Source organism: Algoriphagus mannitolivorans DSM 15301, from assembly GCF_000429425.1.
Taxonomy (GTDB): domain Bacteria; phylum Bacteroidota; class Bacteroidia; order Cytophagales; family Cyclobacteriaceae; genus Algoriphagus; species Algoriphagus mannitolivorans.
Genome location: NZ_AUBV01000006.1, coordinates 100,270 through 118,425, shown reverse-complemented (window position 1 = coordinate 118,425; position 18,156 = coordinate 100,270). Strand labels below are relative to the sequence as shown.

Annotated in this window: 16 protein-coding genes; 13 read left to right on the top strand and 3 right to left on the bottom strand. The window is 41.0% G+C overall.

The features are described 5' to 3' along the window. Positions 1-149: 149 nt before the first annotated feature. The 6 genes from G458_RS0107215 to G458_RS20360 all read left to right on the top strand — a co-directional run bounded on the left by G458_RS0107215 (position 150) and on the right by G458_RS20360 (position 6,101). Positions 150-3,287, top strand: coding sequence for a VPS10 domain-containing protein (locus G458_RS0107215; RefSeq protein ID WP_026951304.1), 3,138 nt, complete (start codon positions 150-152; stop codon positions 3,285-3,287). A gap of 35 nt (positions 3,288-3,322) precedes the next feature. After that, positions 3,323-3,649: a hypothetical protein gene (locus tag G458_RS0107210; RefSeq protein WP_026951303.1), complete on the top strand. Its 327-nt coding sequence runs from the start codon at positions 3,323-3,325 to the stop codon at positions 3,647-3,649. 127 nt (positions 3,650-3,776) lie between these two features. Continuing rightward, positions 3,777-4,337 (top strand): hypothetical protein, encoded by a 561-nt coding sequence (locus tag G458_RS0107205; protein ID WP_026951302.1) that lies wholly within the window; start codon positions 3,777-3,779, stop codon positions 4,335-4,337. Further along, the gene (locus G458_RS0107200; protein WP_026951301.1) at positions 4,334-4,714 is read left to right on the top strand and encodes a hypothetical protein; all 381 of its coding nucleotides are present in this window, start codon (positions 4,334-4,336) and stop codon (positions 4,712-4,714) included. Before G458_RS0107205 ends, G458_RS0107200 begins: the two co-directional genes overlap by 4 nt. Before the next feature lie 44 nt (positions 4,715-4,758). After that, on the top strand, positions 4,759-5,271 hold the full coding sequence (locus G458_RS21380; protein ID WP_051287103.1) for a hypothetical protein: 513 nt from the start codon (positions 4,759-4,761) through the stop codon (positions 5,269-5,271). Beyond that, positions 5,268-6,101, top strand: a complete 834-nt coding sequence (locus G458_RS20360; RefSeq protein WP_051287101.1) for an agmatine deiminase family protein — start codon at positions 5,268-5,270, stop codon at positions 6,099-6,101. Before G458_RS21380 ends, G458_RS20360 begins: the two co-directional genes overlap by 4 nt. Before the next feature lie 116 nt (positions 6,102-6,217). On the opposite strand, the gene G458_RS0107185 is transcribed toward G458_RS20360, so the two are convergent. Next, positions 6,218-7,318, bottom strand: coding sequence for a glycoside hydrolase family 130 protein (locus G458_RS0107185; RefSeq protein ID WP_026951300.1), 1,101 nt, complete (start codon positions 7,316-7,318; stop codon positions 6,218-6,220). 201 nt (positions 7,319-7,519) lie between these two features. Between G458_RS0107185 and G458_RS0107180 the strand changes: the two genes are divergently transcribed. From G458_RS0107180 to G458_RS0107160, 3 genes are all read left to right on the top strand, one after another. Further along, positions 7,520-8,131, top strand: a complete 612-nt coding sequence (locus tag G458_RS0107180; RefSeq protein WP_245579243.1) for a protein-L-isoaspartate(D-aspartate) O-methyltransferase — start codon at positions 7,520-7,522, stop codon at positions 8,129-8,131. Between the two features lie 24 nt (positions 8,132-8,155). Next, the gene (locus tag G458_RS0107165) at positions 8,156-10,645 is read left to right on the top strand and encodes an O-antigen ligase family protein (RefSeq protein WP_084438834.1); all 2,490 of its coding nucleotides are present in this window, start codon (positions 8,156-8,158) and stop codon (positions 10,643-10,645) included. Positions 10,646-10,743: 98 nt separating this feature from the next. Next, positions 10,744-11,646, top strand: a complete 903-nt coding sequence (locus G458_RS0107160; RefSeq protein WP_026951297.1) for an NAD-dependent epimerase/dehydratase family protein — start codon at positions 10,744-10,746, stop codon at positions 11,644-11,646. A gap of 43 nt (positions 11,647-11,689) precedes the next feature. On the opposite strand, the gene G458_RS0107155 is transcribed toward G458_RS0107160, so the two are convergent. Continuing rightward, positions 11,690-14,005: a GH92 family glycosyl hydrolase gene (locus G458_RS0107155; protein WP_035467887.1), complete on the bottom strand. Its 2,316-nt coding sequence runs from the start codon at positions 14,003-14,005 to the stop codon at positions 11,690-11,692. 243 nt (positions 14,006-14,248) lie between these two features. Between G458_RS0107155 and G458_RS0107150 the strand changes: the two genes are divergently transcribed. Together G458_RS0107150 and G458_RS20355 are read left to right on the top strand one after the other, a co-directional pair. After that, the gene (locus G458_RS0107150) at positions 14,249-15,067 is read left to right on the top strand and encodes an amidohydrolase family protein (protein WP_026951295.1); all 819 of its coding nucleotides are present in this window, start codon (positions 14,249-14,251) and stop codon (positions 15,065-15,067) included. Between the two features lie 71 nt (positions 15,068-15,138). After that, positions 15,139-16,080, top strand: coding sequence for a tetratricopeptide repeat protein (locus G458_RS20355; protein WP_051287099.1), 942 nt, complete (start codon positions 15,139-15,141; stop codon positions 16,078-16,080). A 27-nt stretch (positions 16,081-16,107) separates the two neighbouring features. Here G458_RS20355 and G458_RS0107140 read toward each other — a convergent pair whose 3' ends face one another. After that, positions 16,108-16,944, bottom strand: a complete 837-nt coding sequence (locus tag G458_RS0107140; RefSeq protein WP_026951294.1) for a hypothetical protein — start codon at positions 16,942-16,944, stop codon at positions 16,108-16,110. Between the two features lie 101 nt (positions 16,945-17,045). On the opposite strand from G458_RS0107140, the gene G458_RS0107135 reads away from it, so the two are divergent. Together G458_RS0107135 and G458_RS0107130 are read left to right on the top strand one after the other, a co-directional pair. Further along, a complete protein-coding gene (locus G458_RS0107135; RefSeq protein ID WP_026951293.1) occupies positions 17,046-17,783 on the top strand; it encodes a gamma-glutamylcyclotransferase family protein in 738 nt (245 codons plus the stop codon). Then, a complete protein-coding gene (locus tag G458_RS0107130) occupies positions 17,780-18,145 on the top strand; it encodes a DUF2200 domain-containing protein (RefSeq protein WP_026951292.1) in 366 nt (121 codons plus the stop codon). The genes G458_RS0107135 and G458_RS0107130 overlap by 4 nt, the downstream gene beginning before the upstream one ends. Positions 18,146-18,156: the final 11 nt, after the last annotated feature.

Genomic DNA, 18,156 nt, shown 5'->3' with positions numbered 1-18,156 from the left:
GAATTTTTTAGGATTTGCCTATCTTAAGGTTCAAAACCATTCCAACCTTACATGAAATCGAGCCTGACTCAAAAGTCACCTCCTGATATGATTATTAGCCATGCGGACTGTAGGGTTTCCATTTCACGGACAAAATCAATTACAAATACATGAAAAAAGTATTGTTCAGCCTTTTTCTAGGCCTTAGCATCTCGGCCTTTTCCCAGACTTTTGACAAATCTCTCCCCATCAAGTACCGAAATATCGGCCCCTATCGTGGGGGAAGATCGGTGACAGCCACAGGGGTGGTCAATGATCCTCTCACCTACTATTTTGGAACCACTGGAGGAGGCCTTTGGAAAACCAGCGATGCCGGTCAGCATTGGGAAAATATCTCAGATGGATTTTTCACCACAGGCTCGGTCGGGGCAGTAGCTGTCTCCGAAAGCAATTCCAACATCATTTATGTAGGTATGGGTGAGCACGCACCCAGAGGCGTGATGACCTCCTATGGAGATGGGGTCTGGAAATCCACTGACGCGGGCAAGACCTGGAAGAAGTTGGGACTTGAAAAAACACAGCATATTTCCCGAATCCACATCCACCCTACTAATCCGGATATTGTTTACGTGGCTGCCCAAGGCGCTCTCTACGCACCCAATGAAGAGCGAGGAATTTACAAAAGCACGGATGGTGGCCTCAGTTGGGATAAAGTCCTTTTTGTGGACAACATGACCGGAGCAGTGGAGCTTTCCATGGACATGAACTTCCCGGAAATTCTCTACGCAGCCATGTGGGAGCATCAGCGTTTTCCTTGGCAGGTAAAGTCAGGAGGACCGGGTTCAGGAATGTACAAATCCACCGATTCCGGAAAAACCTGGAAAAAAATCGAAAACGGCCTTCCGAAAGAAAAAGGGAAAATGGCCGTATCCGTCTCCAGAGCAAATTCCGATAAAGTTTATGCCTTGGTGGAAAGTGACACCTACAAAGATTTAGGAGGACTTTTTGTCTCTAACGATGCCGGAGAAAACTGGACCTTGGTAAACAAAAGCAACCGCCTTACCCAGCGGGCTTGGTATTACATCGAGGTTTTTGCAGACCCTGTAAATGAGCACAAGGTCTATGTGCAAAGTGCCCCGATGTTGGTTTCTATTGACGGAGGAAAAACCTTTGAAGACGTCGATGGAGCCCATGGAGACTACCACGACCTGTGGATCAATCCCAAAAATCCCAATAACATGATCCTTGCAGATGATGGAGGAGGATCCATTTCCTTCAATGGTGGAAAAACCTGGTCCACGCAGAACAATATGCCAACCGCCCAATTCTACCGAATCAACGTGGACAATCAATTCCCCTACCGAATCTATGGAGGTCAACAGGACAATACTTCCGTGGTGATTTCCAGCATGGCTTTGGGCAGAGGAGGAATCGGTCAGGAGCATTGGAACTATTCCGCAGGGGGTGAATCGGCCTTTTTGGCCTTTGATCCGGACAATCCGAGATATGTCCTAGGAGGAAGCTATCAGGGAACCATTGAGGTCTTGGATATGCAGACTCAGGGCTCAACCAATATCATGGCAGCCCCAATCCAATATTTGGGTATGGATGCCAAGGATATGAAATACAGGTTCAACTGGAACGCCCCAATCATTTGGTCCCAGCACGAACCGAACACCTATTACCATGGCGCTCAGGTATTGCTAAAAACCCAGGATTGGGGACAAACCTGGACGGAAGTATCCCCAGACCTGACTCGAAATGAAAAATCCAAGCAAGGGAAGGGCGGAGTGCCTTACACCAACGAAGCGGTAGGAGCAGAAAACTACGGAACCTTGGCTTATGTGATCGAAAGCCCTCATGAAGCTGGGGTAATCTGGACGGGAAGCGACGACGGGCTGGTTCATCTGACTCGGGACAATGGAAAAACCTGGATCAACGTCACCCCGAAAGACCTGAAGGAATGCCTAGTGAATGCGATTGAAGTGTCTCCACACGATCCAGCCACGGCCTATATTGCTACCACGCGCTACAAATTCAACGACTATACCCCTGCCCTTTACAAAACCACGGACTACGGAAAGACTTGGACGAATATCTCCAAGGGAATTCCCTACGGAGCCTTTACCCGGGTGGTCAGAGAGGACACGGAGAAAAAAGGTCTGCTTTTCGCCGGCACAGAGCAGGGCATGTACATTTCCCGGGATGGAGGTGCTAATTGGAGCTCATTCCAACTCAACCTTCCAATCACCCCCATCACTGATCTGAAAGTTGCTCATAATGACTTGATCGTGGCTACCTCTGGACGTTCATTCTGGATTTTGGACGAACTGAATGTGGTCCGGGAAGTGAAAGAAAAAGCAGATAAAATCATGCTTTACACCCCCGAGGATGCACTTTTAGGCAACTGGTACTCCAGCATGAACGGAGGGAATCTGGATGATTTCACCGGAACACATCCCTTCCAAGGACAAAATCCTGCCAATGGAATGGTAATCCATTACCACTTGCCGGAATCTGTGAACGACTCTACGGAGATTACTTTGGAAATCAAAGATGCTGCAGGAAACTTGGTCAGGAAGCTTTCCTCCAAGAAAAACCCGGAAGCCAAACGCTGGGACGGTGGCCCACCTTTGGAACCTACCCTTTCCATCCGTAAAGGACTGAACCGGTTCGTTTGGGATCTCCGCTACCCTACCCTTCCTGGAATTGAAGGAGTGTACATCGAGTCCAGCTACAGAGGCCACAAGGCCATTCCTGGAACCTATACCTTAACCTTGAGCGGAATGGGCAGCACTGCAGAAGCCAAGGCAGAAATCAAAGACATTCCAGCATACAACCTGACTGCCGCAGATTATCAAGCTTATCATGCCTGGATGAGTCAATTGGAAGCGGAAGTCAAAACCATGCACGACATGATCAATACCGCCAAAGAATATCAGGATCAACTGGCTGCTTTGCTGAAAAAATTGGGAGAACAAACAGCATATGCCAGCTTGAAAACCGAAGGAGAAAAACTACTGAAAGAACTGAAAGCCTGGGATGAGGACATGATCCAAAGACGCTCCACGGCTTACGATGATGTGGAAAATTTCCCGAATAAGTTTACTGCCAACTTCCTCTTTATGATGAACCATGGAGAGAGCAGCATTCCGAAAATCAATGCAGGTACCAAAGCGGAAAATGCCCGGCTGATGGAGGAATGGAAACCGCTGCAAACCGAGGGAAAACGCTTATTGGAAACTGCTGTTCCCGCCTTTAACCAATTGGCAAAAGAGATGGGTGTGGGGGTGTTGTTTGTAAGGTGATCCTATTCTAAAAACAAATTGATTAGGATATTTGGGTGAAGTTACAAACTTCACCCAGCGCAAGAGAAAAACTTCTGAAAGAACTGAAAGCCTGGGATGAGGACATGATTCAGCGGAGATCCACCGCCTATGACGATGTGGAAAACTTCCCGAATAAATTTACCGCCAACTTTATGTTTATGCTCAATCATGGAGAAAGCAGCATTCCAAAAATCAACGAAGGCACCAAAACCGAATACGCCCGACTTTCAGAACAATGGAAACCCCTCAAAGCCGAAGGCGATCGTCTACTTCAAACAGCCATCCCAGCCTTTAATAAGCTAGCGACTGAGAAGGGAGTTGGGGTGTTATTTGTGAAATAGGAATAACAATTCTTTCTTAAGAAATTTATCTGTATTTTTAAATACTATCAATGATAAAGATTAAATTAAAATTTTGCATAAAAAATAAGAAAATGCAAAATATAAATGTTAACAAACATCAAAGAAAATGAAAAAAACAATATCTATATCAATTATTGGAGTTGTTGGAATCATACTTTGCATTTACTTTTTCGAAGATTCAGATAAGACCTTACCAAATTATGCTACAGTTATAGGAACAATTTGTTCAATTGTAGGTCTTTCAATAGCATATATTAATATTCTTGCTTTAAAGGAAGAATCTATAATAATATCCAAACAAATACATCTAACTCTTGAAAAAGTAAATCAATTAAACTCATTATCAGAAATATCTAAAGCAATTAAGGTAAATCAAGAAATTCAGGAATTTTTGAGAAATGAAAAAATAGAATTAGCTCGTTTAAGAACATTAGATTTAAAATACATGCTATTACATTTTAATAATGATCTTCTACTGAATGAATTGACATCTGACGAAGAATATAAAAAATTAATTCTTGACTTTGGTATAGATTTAAACTCCTTAAATGAAACACTGATAAATTCAAAAAGAAAAGTGGATTTTACAAAAGTGGTTAAAAATCTAGAAGAACTTTCAACTTATTTAACAAAATTTGAATTAAAATTAAAATCAATAAAAATATGATACCGAATAACATATCAAAACTTATCGATGCTATAATAAATAAAACCGAGGCCAAAAAAGCTATTTGGGGAAAAACTTCTAGAAATGAGGAATTTAAATTGTTTTTAGAAAAGGGCGCTGTAACTACAGATACTTGGGTAGAAAACGGAATAGAAGCAATTGACTTCGCAATATATAATTCCTATGGAGATAAAATAGACAATTTTGTAGCTTATAAAGGTGATGATGATTTTGATATTTTAAGTAGACTACATAATACTGCTAAAAGAGAGTTTTTTAAAGTAGATGAAACTATAGAAAATTTATTTAAGGAATTAAACGATCCAAAAAGTGTCGGCAAAAGACAAATAGAAGATGATACCCCCCTTCCTTTCTAACTTTTGAATTAATATTAAAAAACATAAAAATCTATCCGACATTGATGAACTTTTTAAAAATCACACCTGAGAAAGAAAACGAAACCGGATTTAAAGAAATCGCAAGAATTCTTTTTGATCAGTATGCAATTCAGAAAAATGATCAACTCTATCGGTTAATAGAGATCGAGTTTTATTGGAATTCAAAAACTCATCCAGATCAATCCACCTACGGAAGAAATCACATTCAACCGAAAGCTGGGGATTGGTTCTTTCATTATTCTGGAGTGGACATTGCCTTGGATAATTCTGAACTTGAAGGAACAGGTGGAATCTTAATTCGTGGAATTTATGACTTAAATGAGAAAAAGGTAATCAAAGGTCCAATGATTTGTGCCATGACATTATTCAGTGGGTTTAATGCATTTGAGGGTTCCATTCAAACCAAACTGATCCAAAAAGAAGGTCTTGAATCTTTACCAATAACCGCAGGTCCCAGAAAAGGATTGGGAAAAAATGCACAGATCAATGGAATGCATGGAAGAAACTATGCTTTCTCGATAGATCCAAAAAAATGACTCCCGACTCCCAAACCAACTTTCTTTACCTAGCTGATACGCTTCCCAAAAAGTATCCTGAGTTTTATGCACGATTGGAAAAAGAATTAAATAAGCAGAAAGTGGCTTTCGATTTTTTACCCAATACCAAAGATGTCTGGGCAGTGGACTATATGCCAATTCAGGTTGGGGAGAAGTTTGTACAGTTCAGCTATGATCCCAGTTACCTGAAATTCAAGAAATATGAAAAAACCAAATCCGATGTCGATGGCATCTGTGCCGGTTTAGGAATTCAAGTCCAGAAATCTGAAATCGTATTGGATGGTGGAAACCTGGTTCGCTCAGCCCATCAGGCTTTTATCACGGATCGGATTTTTGAAGACAATCCCGATTGGAAAAGGAATGATTTATTGGATGAGCTTCAAAGCCTTTTAGAATTGGACCGATTATTTCTTTTACCGGTTCAGCCCGGAGATTTCACGGGGCATGCCGACGGAATGGTTCGCTTTGTGGACGAGCATACCGTCTTGGCAAATGACTATTCCAAAGAACCCAAAAAGTTCTATGAAGCCTACGAAATTGCCCTTCACAATACCGGATTGAAAGTAATCAAGCTTCCCTACAATGTTTATGGAAACTCCAGTAATGATCATGCCAATGGAGATTACATCAATTACCTCCAGATGGAAAAGGTGATTTTTGTCCCGGTTTTTGGATTCGATGAAGATGATGAAGTACTTGAAATACTGAATCAGGTATTTCCCAATCATTCCATTATCCCTATTGAAGCCAATGATCTTGCCCGTAATGGGGGTATTCTGAATTGCATCAGTTGGAATATTCGTAGATAGATTCTCGTCAAAGGTCTAAATGACTTAATCCTATTAATTCAGAGATATGATATTTGATAATACATGGTAGGTAAGCTTACCTAACCTACCATATGCTATATTTTTTGGAAGTCGGGTTATTTGACCGGAGCACTCACCACCCCGACCATAGAATCAGCGGTTCCATAGTAAAGCAGCCATTTTCCATGGAAGTAAACCAAGCCTTCCAAGAAGGTGGTTCCTTCAGGATATTGGCCGGATTTTTCAAAAGGCAACTCAGGTTGGATAAAAGGTGAATCAGTCCTATCCAGCAATTTCCAAGGTTCTTGAGCATCAAACAAAGCCTGCCCACCCGTATAGACCCGGTTTCCCAAATTCTTTACCCCGACTGGCTGGGAATTTCCGGCATTGTACAGGACTAAAATTCCATCCTCGGTAAGGACTGGAGGAGGTCCTGCTTCTACCAACCAGGAATCAAAAAATCCCGGCCTTGGGCTCAGGACTGGCACCCGGTTACCTTCATGATTTTCCACCGGAGTCCAATTAACCAAGTCCTCGGAAGTAGCCAGCCAGATATGTGGCACCCCGTAATACATCCAATACTTCCCATGGATTTTTGCTGCTACCAGCTTTCCATTTTTCAGTTGGGTAACAATCGCTCCAGACTTGGATTCGGTGTTATGGTATTTTCCATCCTTCCACTTTTCAAAAATAGGTCCGTGCTTTTCCCAAGTTCGCAGGTCTTTGGAGGTGGCAACGGCTAATCGGGGCACATCCCGGTTCCATTGGGTATAAGTCAATACATATAGCCCTTCCTCAGTCTCCACAATTCGAGGATCTTCCGTACCTCCTGTCCATTCATACTTTTTTTGGGAGTCATTATCAGGATAAAAGAACGGCTGATTCTCCCGGACAAAATTGAATCCATCTGAGGAAACCGCCATTCCCAAGCGGGAGGTATGGCCTCCAATTTCTTTTTCCCCCAACTTTTCCTCTGCCCGATAAATCAAATGCACCTGATTGTTTTTCACAATTGCGGCAGGATTAAAGGTTGCCATGGATTCCCAAAAGACTTTCCGCCCAGACATTGGGTCTTGGAAGGAAGAATTTGGCAATGGTGAAATGACCGGTTGCGCATTTTCAGGACGCTGGAAAGGTCCCAACATCCAGGGTTTTTCCTGAGGAAATGCAGAATAAGATAAAAGGCAAACCAGAAGAAGAGTAATAATTCGAGTCATCATGAGATTTTTTCTAATACAGACGCAAAGGAAATATACACAAGCGAAATCCAAAGCTTCTTTTAGATTCCCTTTGCCTTTCAAATTTGGTATATTAAAAAAATTTCCGGCAAACATTTCCCTACAATGCTCCGATTGCTGTTGCTGATTTTCCTTACTACAATGGCTCAAACTGGCCATTACCAAACCTTGCGCAAAAACATGGTTAAAAGCCAATTGGAAGCCAGGGAAATCAAGAACAACGCAGTTCTCCAAGCGATGCTCAAGGTACCCAGACACCAATTGGTCCCGGGAGATGTGCGTCATTTGGCCTACGAGGACACTCCTTTGCCGATTGGAAATGGACAGACCATTTCACAACCTTATATTGTAGCCTTTATGACGGAAGCAATTGATCCCAAACCTGAGATGAAGGTTTTGGAAATCGGAACGGGCTCGGGATACCAAGCGGCTGTATTGGGTGAGATAGTAAAAGACGTATTTACCATTGAAATAGTGGAGGAATTGGGAAAAAAAGCACAAAAAGATCTTGCCCAACTAGGGTATAAAAATGTACAAGTACGAATCGGGGACGGATATCTTGGTTGGCCTGAGGAGGCACCCTTTGACGCGATCATTGTCACTGCCGCTCCTGAAAGAGTTCCCCAGCCTTTGATCGACCAATTAAAAGAAGGAGGGAAAATGATCATTCCTGTCGGCCCAACTTCCAATACTCAGGAACTTAGGATTTTAGAGAAAAAGAAAGGTAAAATCAGAACCAAAGTTTTATTTCCAGTTCGGTTTGTACCATTTACCAGAGACACTTTGAAGTAACTAAAGAAAATTTATATAAAATTTATGAAGAAAAAATCTCAGAACTTAGAGCCAATTAATTGGACAAGTTTAATAATACTTTTCGGATATGGATTTATTACCATATTTACCCCAAACTTTAACTCATTTGATACCAATGGTCCCAATTTTTTAGCTATAACAATATTCAATCTATTAATTTTAGCAAGCGCACTTTTCACAAAGTCTAATGTGATTAATTCAGTTGACTTTTTTCATTTTATAAAAACAAAAATAGGGATTCTTTATACAGGACTTATTCTAATATCCTTACTTTCTTTTGTAAAATCAATAAATTTATCGGAATCAATAATTCATTTCAGTAAAATATTCAATGTTTTTACTGCAGTCTGGATATTATCGTCCGTATTACTCAAGGACAAAAAACCAATCACGCATTTGGCAATTGCCATGTCTGCCTTGCTAATATTTGATTCTATTCAGGTATTTATTGAAATAAACAATTTTATTAACAGAAAATTACCAGACATTATTGAAATAAAAGCAGGATATTCAAACAAAAATATTTTATCTGCAGCAATATTAATCAAATTACCCTTTTCCCTTTTTCTATTGACTTTTCAGAATTCTTGGAGAAAGAAAATAGGAATAACCAGTCTTTTATTTGGGATTTTAGCAACGTTATTCTTAAGTACTAGATCTATGTATTTAGCATTACTAGTTATTTCCATATTCTACTTTATATTCATCATCATAATTTACTTAAAAGAAAAAAATAAAAGTCAAATCAACCTACTACTAACCTACCTCACAGTTCTAATTTTTTCTTGGATAACATTCTCTTTCGTACAAACTAACTTATATCCAAAAACAGGAAGTATTTATGATCAAAGCGTCACAAATCGTCTTGCAACGATTCAATCAGATGTCACAGCAAGTGAAAGGTCTATTTCTTGGGGACTAACAAAAGACCTTATAAAAAATGATTTTCTATTAGGAGTTGGATTAGGAAATTGGAAAATTAGAATATTGGAAAAAGAAAACCTTTCAAGGGCTGACTTTACTTACCACTATAAAGTTCACAATGATTTTCTTGAGATCATAGCAGAAACTGGAATATTTGGAGGTCTTTGTTTTATAGGAATATTTTTCTTTTCTTTTTCAAACATGCTGAATTATTTAAGAGGAAGAAAAACAATTGGAAGTCTGGATTTACATTTTTTGGCAACATTTGGATTAATTGCCTACACCTTTGACGCCTTATTTAATTTTCCACAAGATCGACCAGAAATTCAATCCTTATTTATAATTTATTTAAGCTTAGCTATAGCCAACTCTGAAAGTATAACATGGGATATAATTCAATTCAAATCAAATAAGATTTATAAGTTTATAACTATTGTATTGTTAATAATAACAACACCTACAATTTATTTTTTATACCTAAATGTAAAATCTCTTCAAACGCAACGCTTAATAAAAGAGTCATCTTTTGTAGAAAACAAAATGTTAAACGCTGAATATTTAACAGAAAATTTTCCAAAAATCCCAAATTTATCAAGTTCAGCAGAACCTATTAATACAATAATAGCTTCCTATCTTATCAAAGAAAATAAATTCCAAGAAGCAATCAACATTTTAGAAGAAAATCCAAATCCTTTTGACACCAAAAGAGAATTCTATATCTCTGCGGCATATTTAAAATTAAACCAACTTGATAGCGCTGAAAAGTATATCAAAATCGCTTACACCCAAAAACCCAAGTACTACATCTACGCCAAAACCTATTCAAATATTCTGGAAGGTTTAGGAAGAGAAGAAGATGCTATTAATCTTCTGGATAGTTTTTCAGTCAAAAACAAAGGTGAAATAGAAGCTTGGAAATACAATGCTGCACTAAATAGCAAAATTGGGAATAATGAAAAGGCACTCCAGCTGATGGATTCTGCACATTATTACTTCCCTTCTGACACCCTAGTAGCAAAACTTAAAGAGAGCTACACCTATCGCTTAAAAGTCCCTTTATATCAAGAGGCAATAGACAGTTATAATGTAGGCAATTACAAAGAAGCAGCTAATTATTTTGAAAAAAGTTTATCAGACTTTGAGAAATATGGAAATCCAAAGGAATTACCAAACTTCTTAAACTCCTGGGCACATAGCCTTTTACAAGAAAACGAAATAACTAAGGCAAAAGAAATCTTTGAGCGAGTTTCAAAGGAAAACCCAAAGGACTACTTTTCTCTAAAGAACCTGGGTTTTATTGCTACCAATTTTGAAAAAGATTATAAAAAAGCCATCAACTATTACACAAAATCCTTGGAAGCAGAATCTCCTGATTTTTTCCAAACTTATGTGAATTTGGGGACCTTGTATTTGATTCAAAACCAGAAGGACCTAGCCATTTCCAATTATGAGAATTCTTTGAAATATGGTCAATCCGAAATTGCTGTAAGGAATTTAATCCTTTTATGGAAAGAGAAAGGAAATTTGGAAAAATCCCAATATTATGAATCATTATTTAAAGCTAAATAAGCGTTTGATTTCAACAGAGTGTATTATCTAGTAAATCTTATAATTGATAGACTTTTTCTAAACCAAGAATTGTCAATCGCATTACATCTGAACCATTTATGCAAAAACTTCGCATTCTTTTCACAGGAGGCTCTGGCAAGGCCGGAAAACACGTCATCCCCTATCTTTTGGAACAAGGCCACCGAGTCCTCAATGTAGATCTGACACCACTCAATCACCCCGGAGTGGATAATCTTACAGCAGATATTACGGATTCAGGTCAGATGTTTAATGCGATGAGCATGTACGCTGGGTTTGATGAGATGGAACCGGGAACTGGGGTACCCAAATTTGATGCGGTGGTTCATTTTGCGGCCGTCCCTCGCATATTGATCAAACCCGACAATGAAACTTTTCGGGTCAATACCGTCGGAACCTATAATGTGATTGAGGCTGCTGTTAAACTTGGAATCAAAAAAATCATCATCGCCTCCTCTGAAACGACATATGGGATTTGCTTTTCTGATGGAAAAACCGATCCGGAATATCTTCCTCTTGACGAGGAATATGACGTCAATCCTATGGACAGCTACGGACTTTCCAAAGTAGTCAATGAGCAAACCGCCCGGGCTTTTCAGCGAAGAACTGGCGTGGATATTTATGCCCTGAGAATCGGAAATGTGATTGAACCCCATGAATACGCAGAGCTTTTCCCACATTACTTCAAGCATCCACAAGTGCGGAGACGAAATGCCTTTTGTTATATCGATGCCAGAGATTTAGGTCAAATCGTGGACTTGTGTTTGAAAAAAGACGGCTTGGGCTTTCAAATATTCAATGCAGGGAATGACCACAATGGCGCTGTGATTCCCAGCAAGGAGCTTGCGGAAAGGTTTTTCCCTCGAGTTCCTCTGAAATATGAATTGGAAGAACATGAGGCTCTATTCTCCAACCGAAAAATCCGTGAGGTCTTAGGCTTCCAAGAGCAGCACAATTGGAGGAAATATGTTCAGGAAGATTGAATATTTGATTAAACCCTTTTAGTTAAAATCAAGTACTCCTCAATCAAAACCGGCTCGGCACTTCACTCATTTGCAGTACGAGCTCCCCTCCCTCTGTAATTTCAGAGTGGGTAAGTTCCAGATGCTCAAGAATTTGATTTCTCCATTTCGCCCCTTTCACATACACATGGGTGGGACTGTTTGATTCCGCCTTGATGACGAATTGTTTACCAGAATAATAGTTTGGGTTCAGACTAATGGTAACTCGATCAAAAATAGGACTGCCAATTTGGTATGCTGGATCCGCTTCTGTTCCTCCATTCATTTGAAACAGGCCCACCTTCATCAGTACGGCCAAGCTTCCCATCAATCCTTGATCCTCATCTCCGTTGTACCCGTTTTCAGGACTTAAATCTGAATAAACTCTTTTTACAATCGCTCTAGACCAATATTGAGTGAGATCAGGCCTCCCGAGTTTGTGGAAAATAAAAGCTGTTTGAATGGAGGGTTGATTCCCATAATTTATCGGGATTCTACGGTATTCGGGATGAGTTTCTTGAGCATGAGAAGTGCCTGAAGTAAAGCCCAATTTTTCAGATTCTACGAATGAGGCATTCAACCTTTCAATGGCCTTCTCTTTTCCTCCCATCAATTCCGCCAGCCCTTCCAGATCATGGGGCACAAACCAGGTTCCCTGACTTCCATTGGCTTCGTTGAATCCAGCATTGTATTCATAAGGATCAAAAGGCGTTTTCCAATTTCCTTTCACATCTCTTGGACGCATCCAGCCTGACACAGGATCAAAAGTATTTTTATAATAGGCAGATCGCTGCAAAAACTCATCAGCTGTCGCCTCATCACCCAAAGCCAAAGCCAACTGTGCCAAGGTCCAGTCTTGGTAAGCATATTCCAATGTCAAACTTGGGCCATCTTGGTGATATCCAAACCTTCTGCCTTCCGGAATAGGCCAAGGAACATAACCTATTCTCAAATAATGCTGAAACCCTCCCCCCAAAGTCGTCTTATGCTCATATCCTGCCCGCTCCATGATTCCTCCCGGACGGTGATTCTTTTTCAGTCCTTCATAGGCCATATTCACGTCAAATCCCCGAATTCCCTTCTGATAAGCACTGACGATAAACGGAGTGCTGGAAGCTCCCGTCATCACATAGGTGTAATTGCCACCGGATGGACCGCGAGGAATCAATCCTCCATCCTGATAGTACCGAAGCATGGAGTTGACAAATTCCTCAGTAATCTCTGGGTAAACGAGATGCCATAGCGTATTGATGGTCCATTGGGCGCCCCAGAAAGAATCCGAATTGAAATGTCGGAAAGCGGGCTTTCCCGACTCATTCAGGGGGATTTGCTTCACCAAAAGTTTGCCACTGGTCATGTCGGCATATTTTCCATCAAAATCTGAAATCGTCCTTCTTCCCTGAAGCGCATGAAAAAGGTCGGTATAGAATCTTCTGCGGTCCTTCTCAGTGCCTCCTTCGACTTGAATTCTGCCCAAATAGCTATTCCATTCCTCGAAAGATTCTTGCTTTACTTGTTCAAAATCCCAATGGGCCAATTCAGAATTTAAATTCATCATTGCCTGCTCTGCACTGACATAGGAAATCCCCACTTTCATGAGCAATTCCTCCTCTGAAGAATCAAAACTCAACAGTGCCCCAGAGTTTTTACCACGAATCTCAGACAAATAAGAAGTCACTCCTTTTTCTGACCAGCCTTTGATCCCTGAAATAGGACGATTAAGTTGAATGGCAAAAAAGACATGTGTATCCAACGGTCTGCGGACATTTCCCCCATTAATCAAATAGCCTTGGAAAGTAGTCGGATTGATCTGGACAATTTCCCCATCCAGAATTTCAGAGGGGCCCAGCATTCCACCAAGTCTGATCATGACTTGCTGAGGAGAATTTTTGGGGAAAGTGTAGCGATGAAACCCTACTCTCAGCGTAGATGTCAACTCTACTTTTATCCCATATCGCTCCAAGAAAAGCTGATGGTAGCCAGGCTTTACTATTTCTGAATCATGGGAAAAAGGAGATCCAAAATCTGTTTTTTTCTGCAAATTGATGTTGGAGACAGGTAGCACGGACACTCCAGAAAGCTGCCAAGCGTGAATATGGCTAAGCCCCTTGATCGAATCACTTTCGTAGCGGTAACCCGAACCCCAATCCGTGTCCATGTCTGTGTCCGGACTCAAGTTCACCATCCCAAAAGGACGGGTGGCTGTGTTAAAAAAGAACCAACGGGAATTTTTACTGTCCACATATGGATTCACCAGATTGACAAGTGAGTTATTTGTCTGCGCAAATGAAAAGGCAGCAACCTGGACAAATAGAAAAGTAAGCAGTTTCCTTGGGTTCATAGTGAATATCAGCGGAGTTGATTCTTGAAGTAAGATTCAAAAATCCAGAAAACAAACCTTCTTGATCTCCAAAGAGTGAAATTTGAAGGTGTTTTTACGCAATCGTTTTTGTAAAGAACAAGAAATAAACAAAAGACGCATCGGCCCTAAGTTCTCGCAGATTTGGAATTATGGTTGATTTTTGGTTAATCTAGTAGTTCCGGCATCACTCAATCCTATTTTAACATTTAATACTTATTCTCAATGATTATAGACGTTCATACCCATATCAATAATTATCATGAAGACAGAGTCAAATCCCTGGAAGATTGCCTGGACCTGCTTCTGGAAAATATGGCAGAAAATGAAGTGGACTACTCCTTGGTATTAACTTCTTACAAAGTCAACGAACACCGGCCCAGCACTCAAAAAGTGGTAGAAGCAATCTCACACCGGGATAATCTGGGCGTAGTAGCTGGAATTAGCTTCTTGCACTACAACCACTGGGATATCAGACAAATCGGAGAATATCTTGAAAGTGGGCTGGTCAAAGGACTGAAGTTCTATCCCGGATACGAACCTTTTTATCCCAATGACAGCCGATTGAAAGTCTGGTATGAAATGGCAATCGAATACGATGTCCCCGTCATGTTTCACTCCGGTGACACCTACGCTCCTACGGGCCGGGTGAAATATTCCCACCCCTTGCAGATTGATGATCTGGCGGTAGATTATCCAAAATTGAAAATCGTGATTTGCCATCTGGGAAATCCATGGATCAAGGACTGCATGGAAGTGGTTTACAAAAACCAATATGTCTATTCTGACATTTCAGGACTTGTTTTAGGCAACTTTTCTGAAAAGTTTGAACGGTTTATGAAGCATGAAATCGAGCAGATGATCACCTATGCAGGAAATCCGAAATACTTGCTTTACGGAACAGACTGGCCGATTTCAAACATGGGTTCCTATTTGAAATTCATCCATCAACTTGACCTTACCCAGGAGAAAAAAGATTTGATTCTCTGGCAAAATGCCGCTGAACTTTTCAAAATTGATGTGGAAAATCTCAAAAAACTTTAGAGAAACGTCTGTTGTCAGAACACATAAATACTGGAAAAGCTTATTTTTCACTGAAGTAATTCTCCCCCACTATGAAAAGAACCCTTTCTTGCCTACTGCTTTTTTCTGCTCTTTCCTGGGCCTGTAATCAGCCTACCACAGAATCAATGGGGGATTTTCCTGCCACGGATTCGGTCTTTGTTACCGCACTGGGAAAAGAATATTCCATTCCTGCTCCGTCTGAAAAAGCCCTTTCCCAATTCCAAGAAGCCAAAGCTGCCTACGAGTCAAATCCAGAAGATCTGGAGGCATTGATTTGGTATGGACGCCGGACTGCCTACTTGGGGCAATACCAACAGGCTATAGCGATATTTTCCAAAGGAATCGAAAAATTTCCCTCGGAGCCTAAGCTTTACCGCCATCGAGGTCATCGATACATTTCCGTACGGCAATTTGACAAAGCCATCGCAGACTTGGAAAAAGCTGCCGAGCTAATCCAAGGAACTCCTAACGAAATCGAGCCAGACGGCATGCCAAATGCCTTGAATATCCCAGTCAGTTCCCTTCATGGAAATATCTATTACCATCTTGGCTTAGCTTACTACCTCGTGGGGGATTATGAAAAAGCATACCAAGCCTATCTGAAATGCCGGGACAGTGGAAGTCACTATGACAACATCGTCTCCAGTACCCATTGGCTCTACATGATTCAGCAGCGAATGGGCAATCCGTCAAAAGCCGATTCACTTTTGGCGCCAATCCACGGAGACTCTACAGTCATAGAAAACCAAAGCTATGCAGACCTTTGTAGGCTATACAAGGGATGGATCCCGGTGGATTCCCTGATTCAGCAAGGCCCGGGAGGCAATCCTTCCAATGATGCGGTTCGCTATGGAGTTGCTAATTGGTATTTGTACCACGGGGATACCGCATTGGCCAAAAACTTGATGGAAGGCCTGCTTGAGACAAACTCCTTTGCTTCCTTCGGCTATGTCGCAGCTGAGCAGGATTGGATTCGGCTTTTTAGGGATTGAACCGATCCTTGTAGCTCAGAAAACCCACTATTCAAACTGGAGTTCCAGGTCCTCAGAAACCTGAATTTCTATTGGAATTTCTGTTGATTCTCTTGGTCTAAAAAAGTCCATTTTGACCAAACCCTTTTCAAAATTGTATTCAATGGGGTAGGCACTGACCATTTGCCCCATTTTGATATTTTCGAAATAAGCGATCTCCTCAGGAGTGGTAGCTGACTTGATACTCAGATTTCCATTGAGGTAATGATCTGAGAGAAATAATGTGATGCCTGCATTGGATCGGTGAACTACCTTTCCTTGAACCAACTCGCCAGCTTCCATTTTGATCAATAACCTCTTCACTCCATTTCGAATAGGAATACCCATTACATAGGCATTGACCTTTTCTTCATCCTCATTATGGGTAAGCTTAAACTTCACCCAGCAACCCAGTTTTTCGGTGAGCCATTGTTCTGGATCCTTGGAGGACGGACTCAAAACCACATTTACCAAAGCTTTGGTTTCCCGATGACGGATCCTGAAGGTCTTTCCAAAAGCCAAAAGGGTCCCTATTAAACAGTCCTGCTTTTTACCCATCCGGATCATGTTCAGCCGGTGAAAATTTCCCATTCTGATCAAGCCAGCAGCCACTGGGGGATCATCCTCCCGAAAGTTAGGCCTAAGGCAAAAGGACACAATATCTCCGACATTCGCATAGTATCGTTTCAAAATCAGTCCTTCCTCCATATCTACCATGAAGTTTTCCTCAGACTGATAGAAGAAATAGCTCTCCCCCTCCTGCGTCCTAATGAAACCAAAATGTTTCTCATGATTAAAAGTGACGATTTCACCAAAAAGTCGAGTGTCTGTGATCGATAATTCCATCCCAAAAAATACAAACTGATCATTTAATTCAACAAGGGTTTATTCAAAAAAAAGTAACTTAGAATCCTACTCCCATCTAATCCAGCATATTATTTTTTCCGATGAAAATACTATCCAAAGCATTCCTTCACCTGTCCTTGATTTTGATTCTACTCGGCTGCAAAGAATCCAAAAAGACCTTTGTCATTCCAGAAGGACATGTAGGCATGTTTGGCTATGGTTCGCTGATGTCCAAAAAGCTGATTGAAACCGGGCTTTTGGAGGAATCCTATGACGGCCCATTTTTACCAGCACATATCCTAGGCTACAAGCGCTCCTGGAGTTTTGTGCTGCCGACCACCATTCCGGGTTTTACTCCTAATGGAGAATTCTACCGATCCGCAATCTTGGTGAATGGCGACACGATCGTCCCCAAAAACTTACTTTTCCTGAATATCCGACAAAGCCCAAACACCATGCTCAATGGAGTGCTGTATATTGTTCCTTTGGAAGATCTTCCAACCTATGACAGTTGGGAATTAGGGTATGAGCGATTTGAGGTCACGGATTTGATACAGGAATACGAGGTAAAAGGAGGGCCGGTCTTTGCATATAAAGCACATCCTGATTTTTATGCCGAGCCTACGGATGACTACACCCATAACATCATCGAACAAAGCTATTGGGAGATCATCTTGGATGCTTTTGAATATTGGGGAAAAGATTTTGAAGCAGAGTATTACCAAAGCACTGACCCGGTTTCACCTAACATCATTCAGGAAAACTTACAATTGCCCTGGATCAATCCTCCGGTGGAAATATTTGAAGAGTTAAAAAAGAAATACCCCATAGACCCATGAAAAATTCAAGCACAACAGACCAAAGAATTGCGGATATGAGCTTCGGATCAGTTTATCCTCACTATGTCGCCAAAGTTGAAAAGAAAGGCAGAACGGTGGACGAGCTTCATGAAGTCATCACTTGGCTTACTGGATTTTCTGCCCAAGACCTTGAGAAATTGATTCAGGAAAAAGCCACCTTTTCGCAGTTTTTTGAAAAGGCCAATCTCCACCCCAATGCATCTTTGATCACTGGGGTCATCTGTGGATACCGGGTAGAAGAAATCGAAAACCCTTTGACCCAGAAGGTGAGGTATCTGGACAAACTTGTGGATGAATTGGCCAAAGGGAAAAAAATGGAAAAGATCTTACGTCAGGGATGATTTTAAGCAAG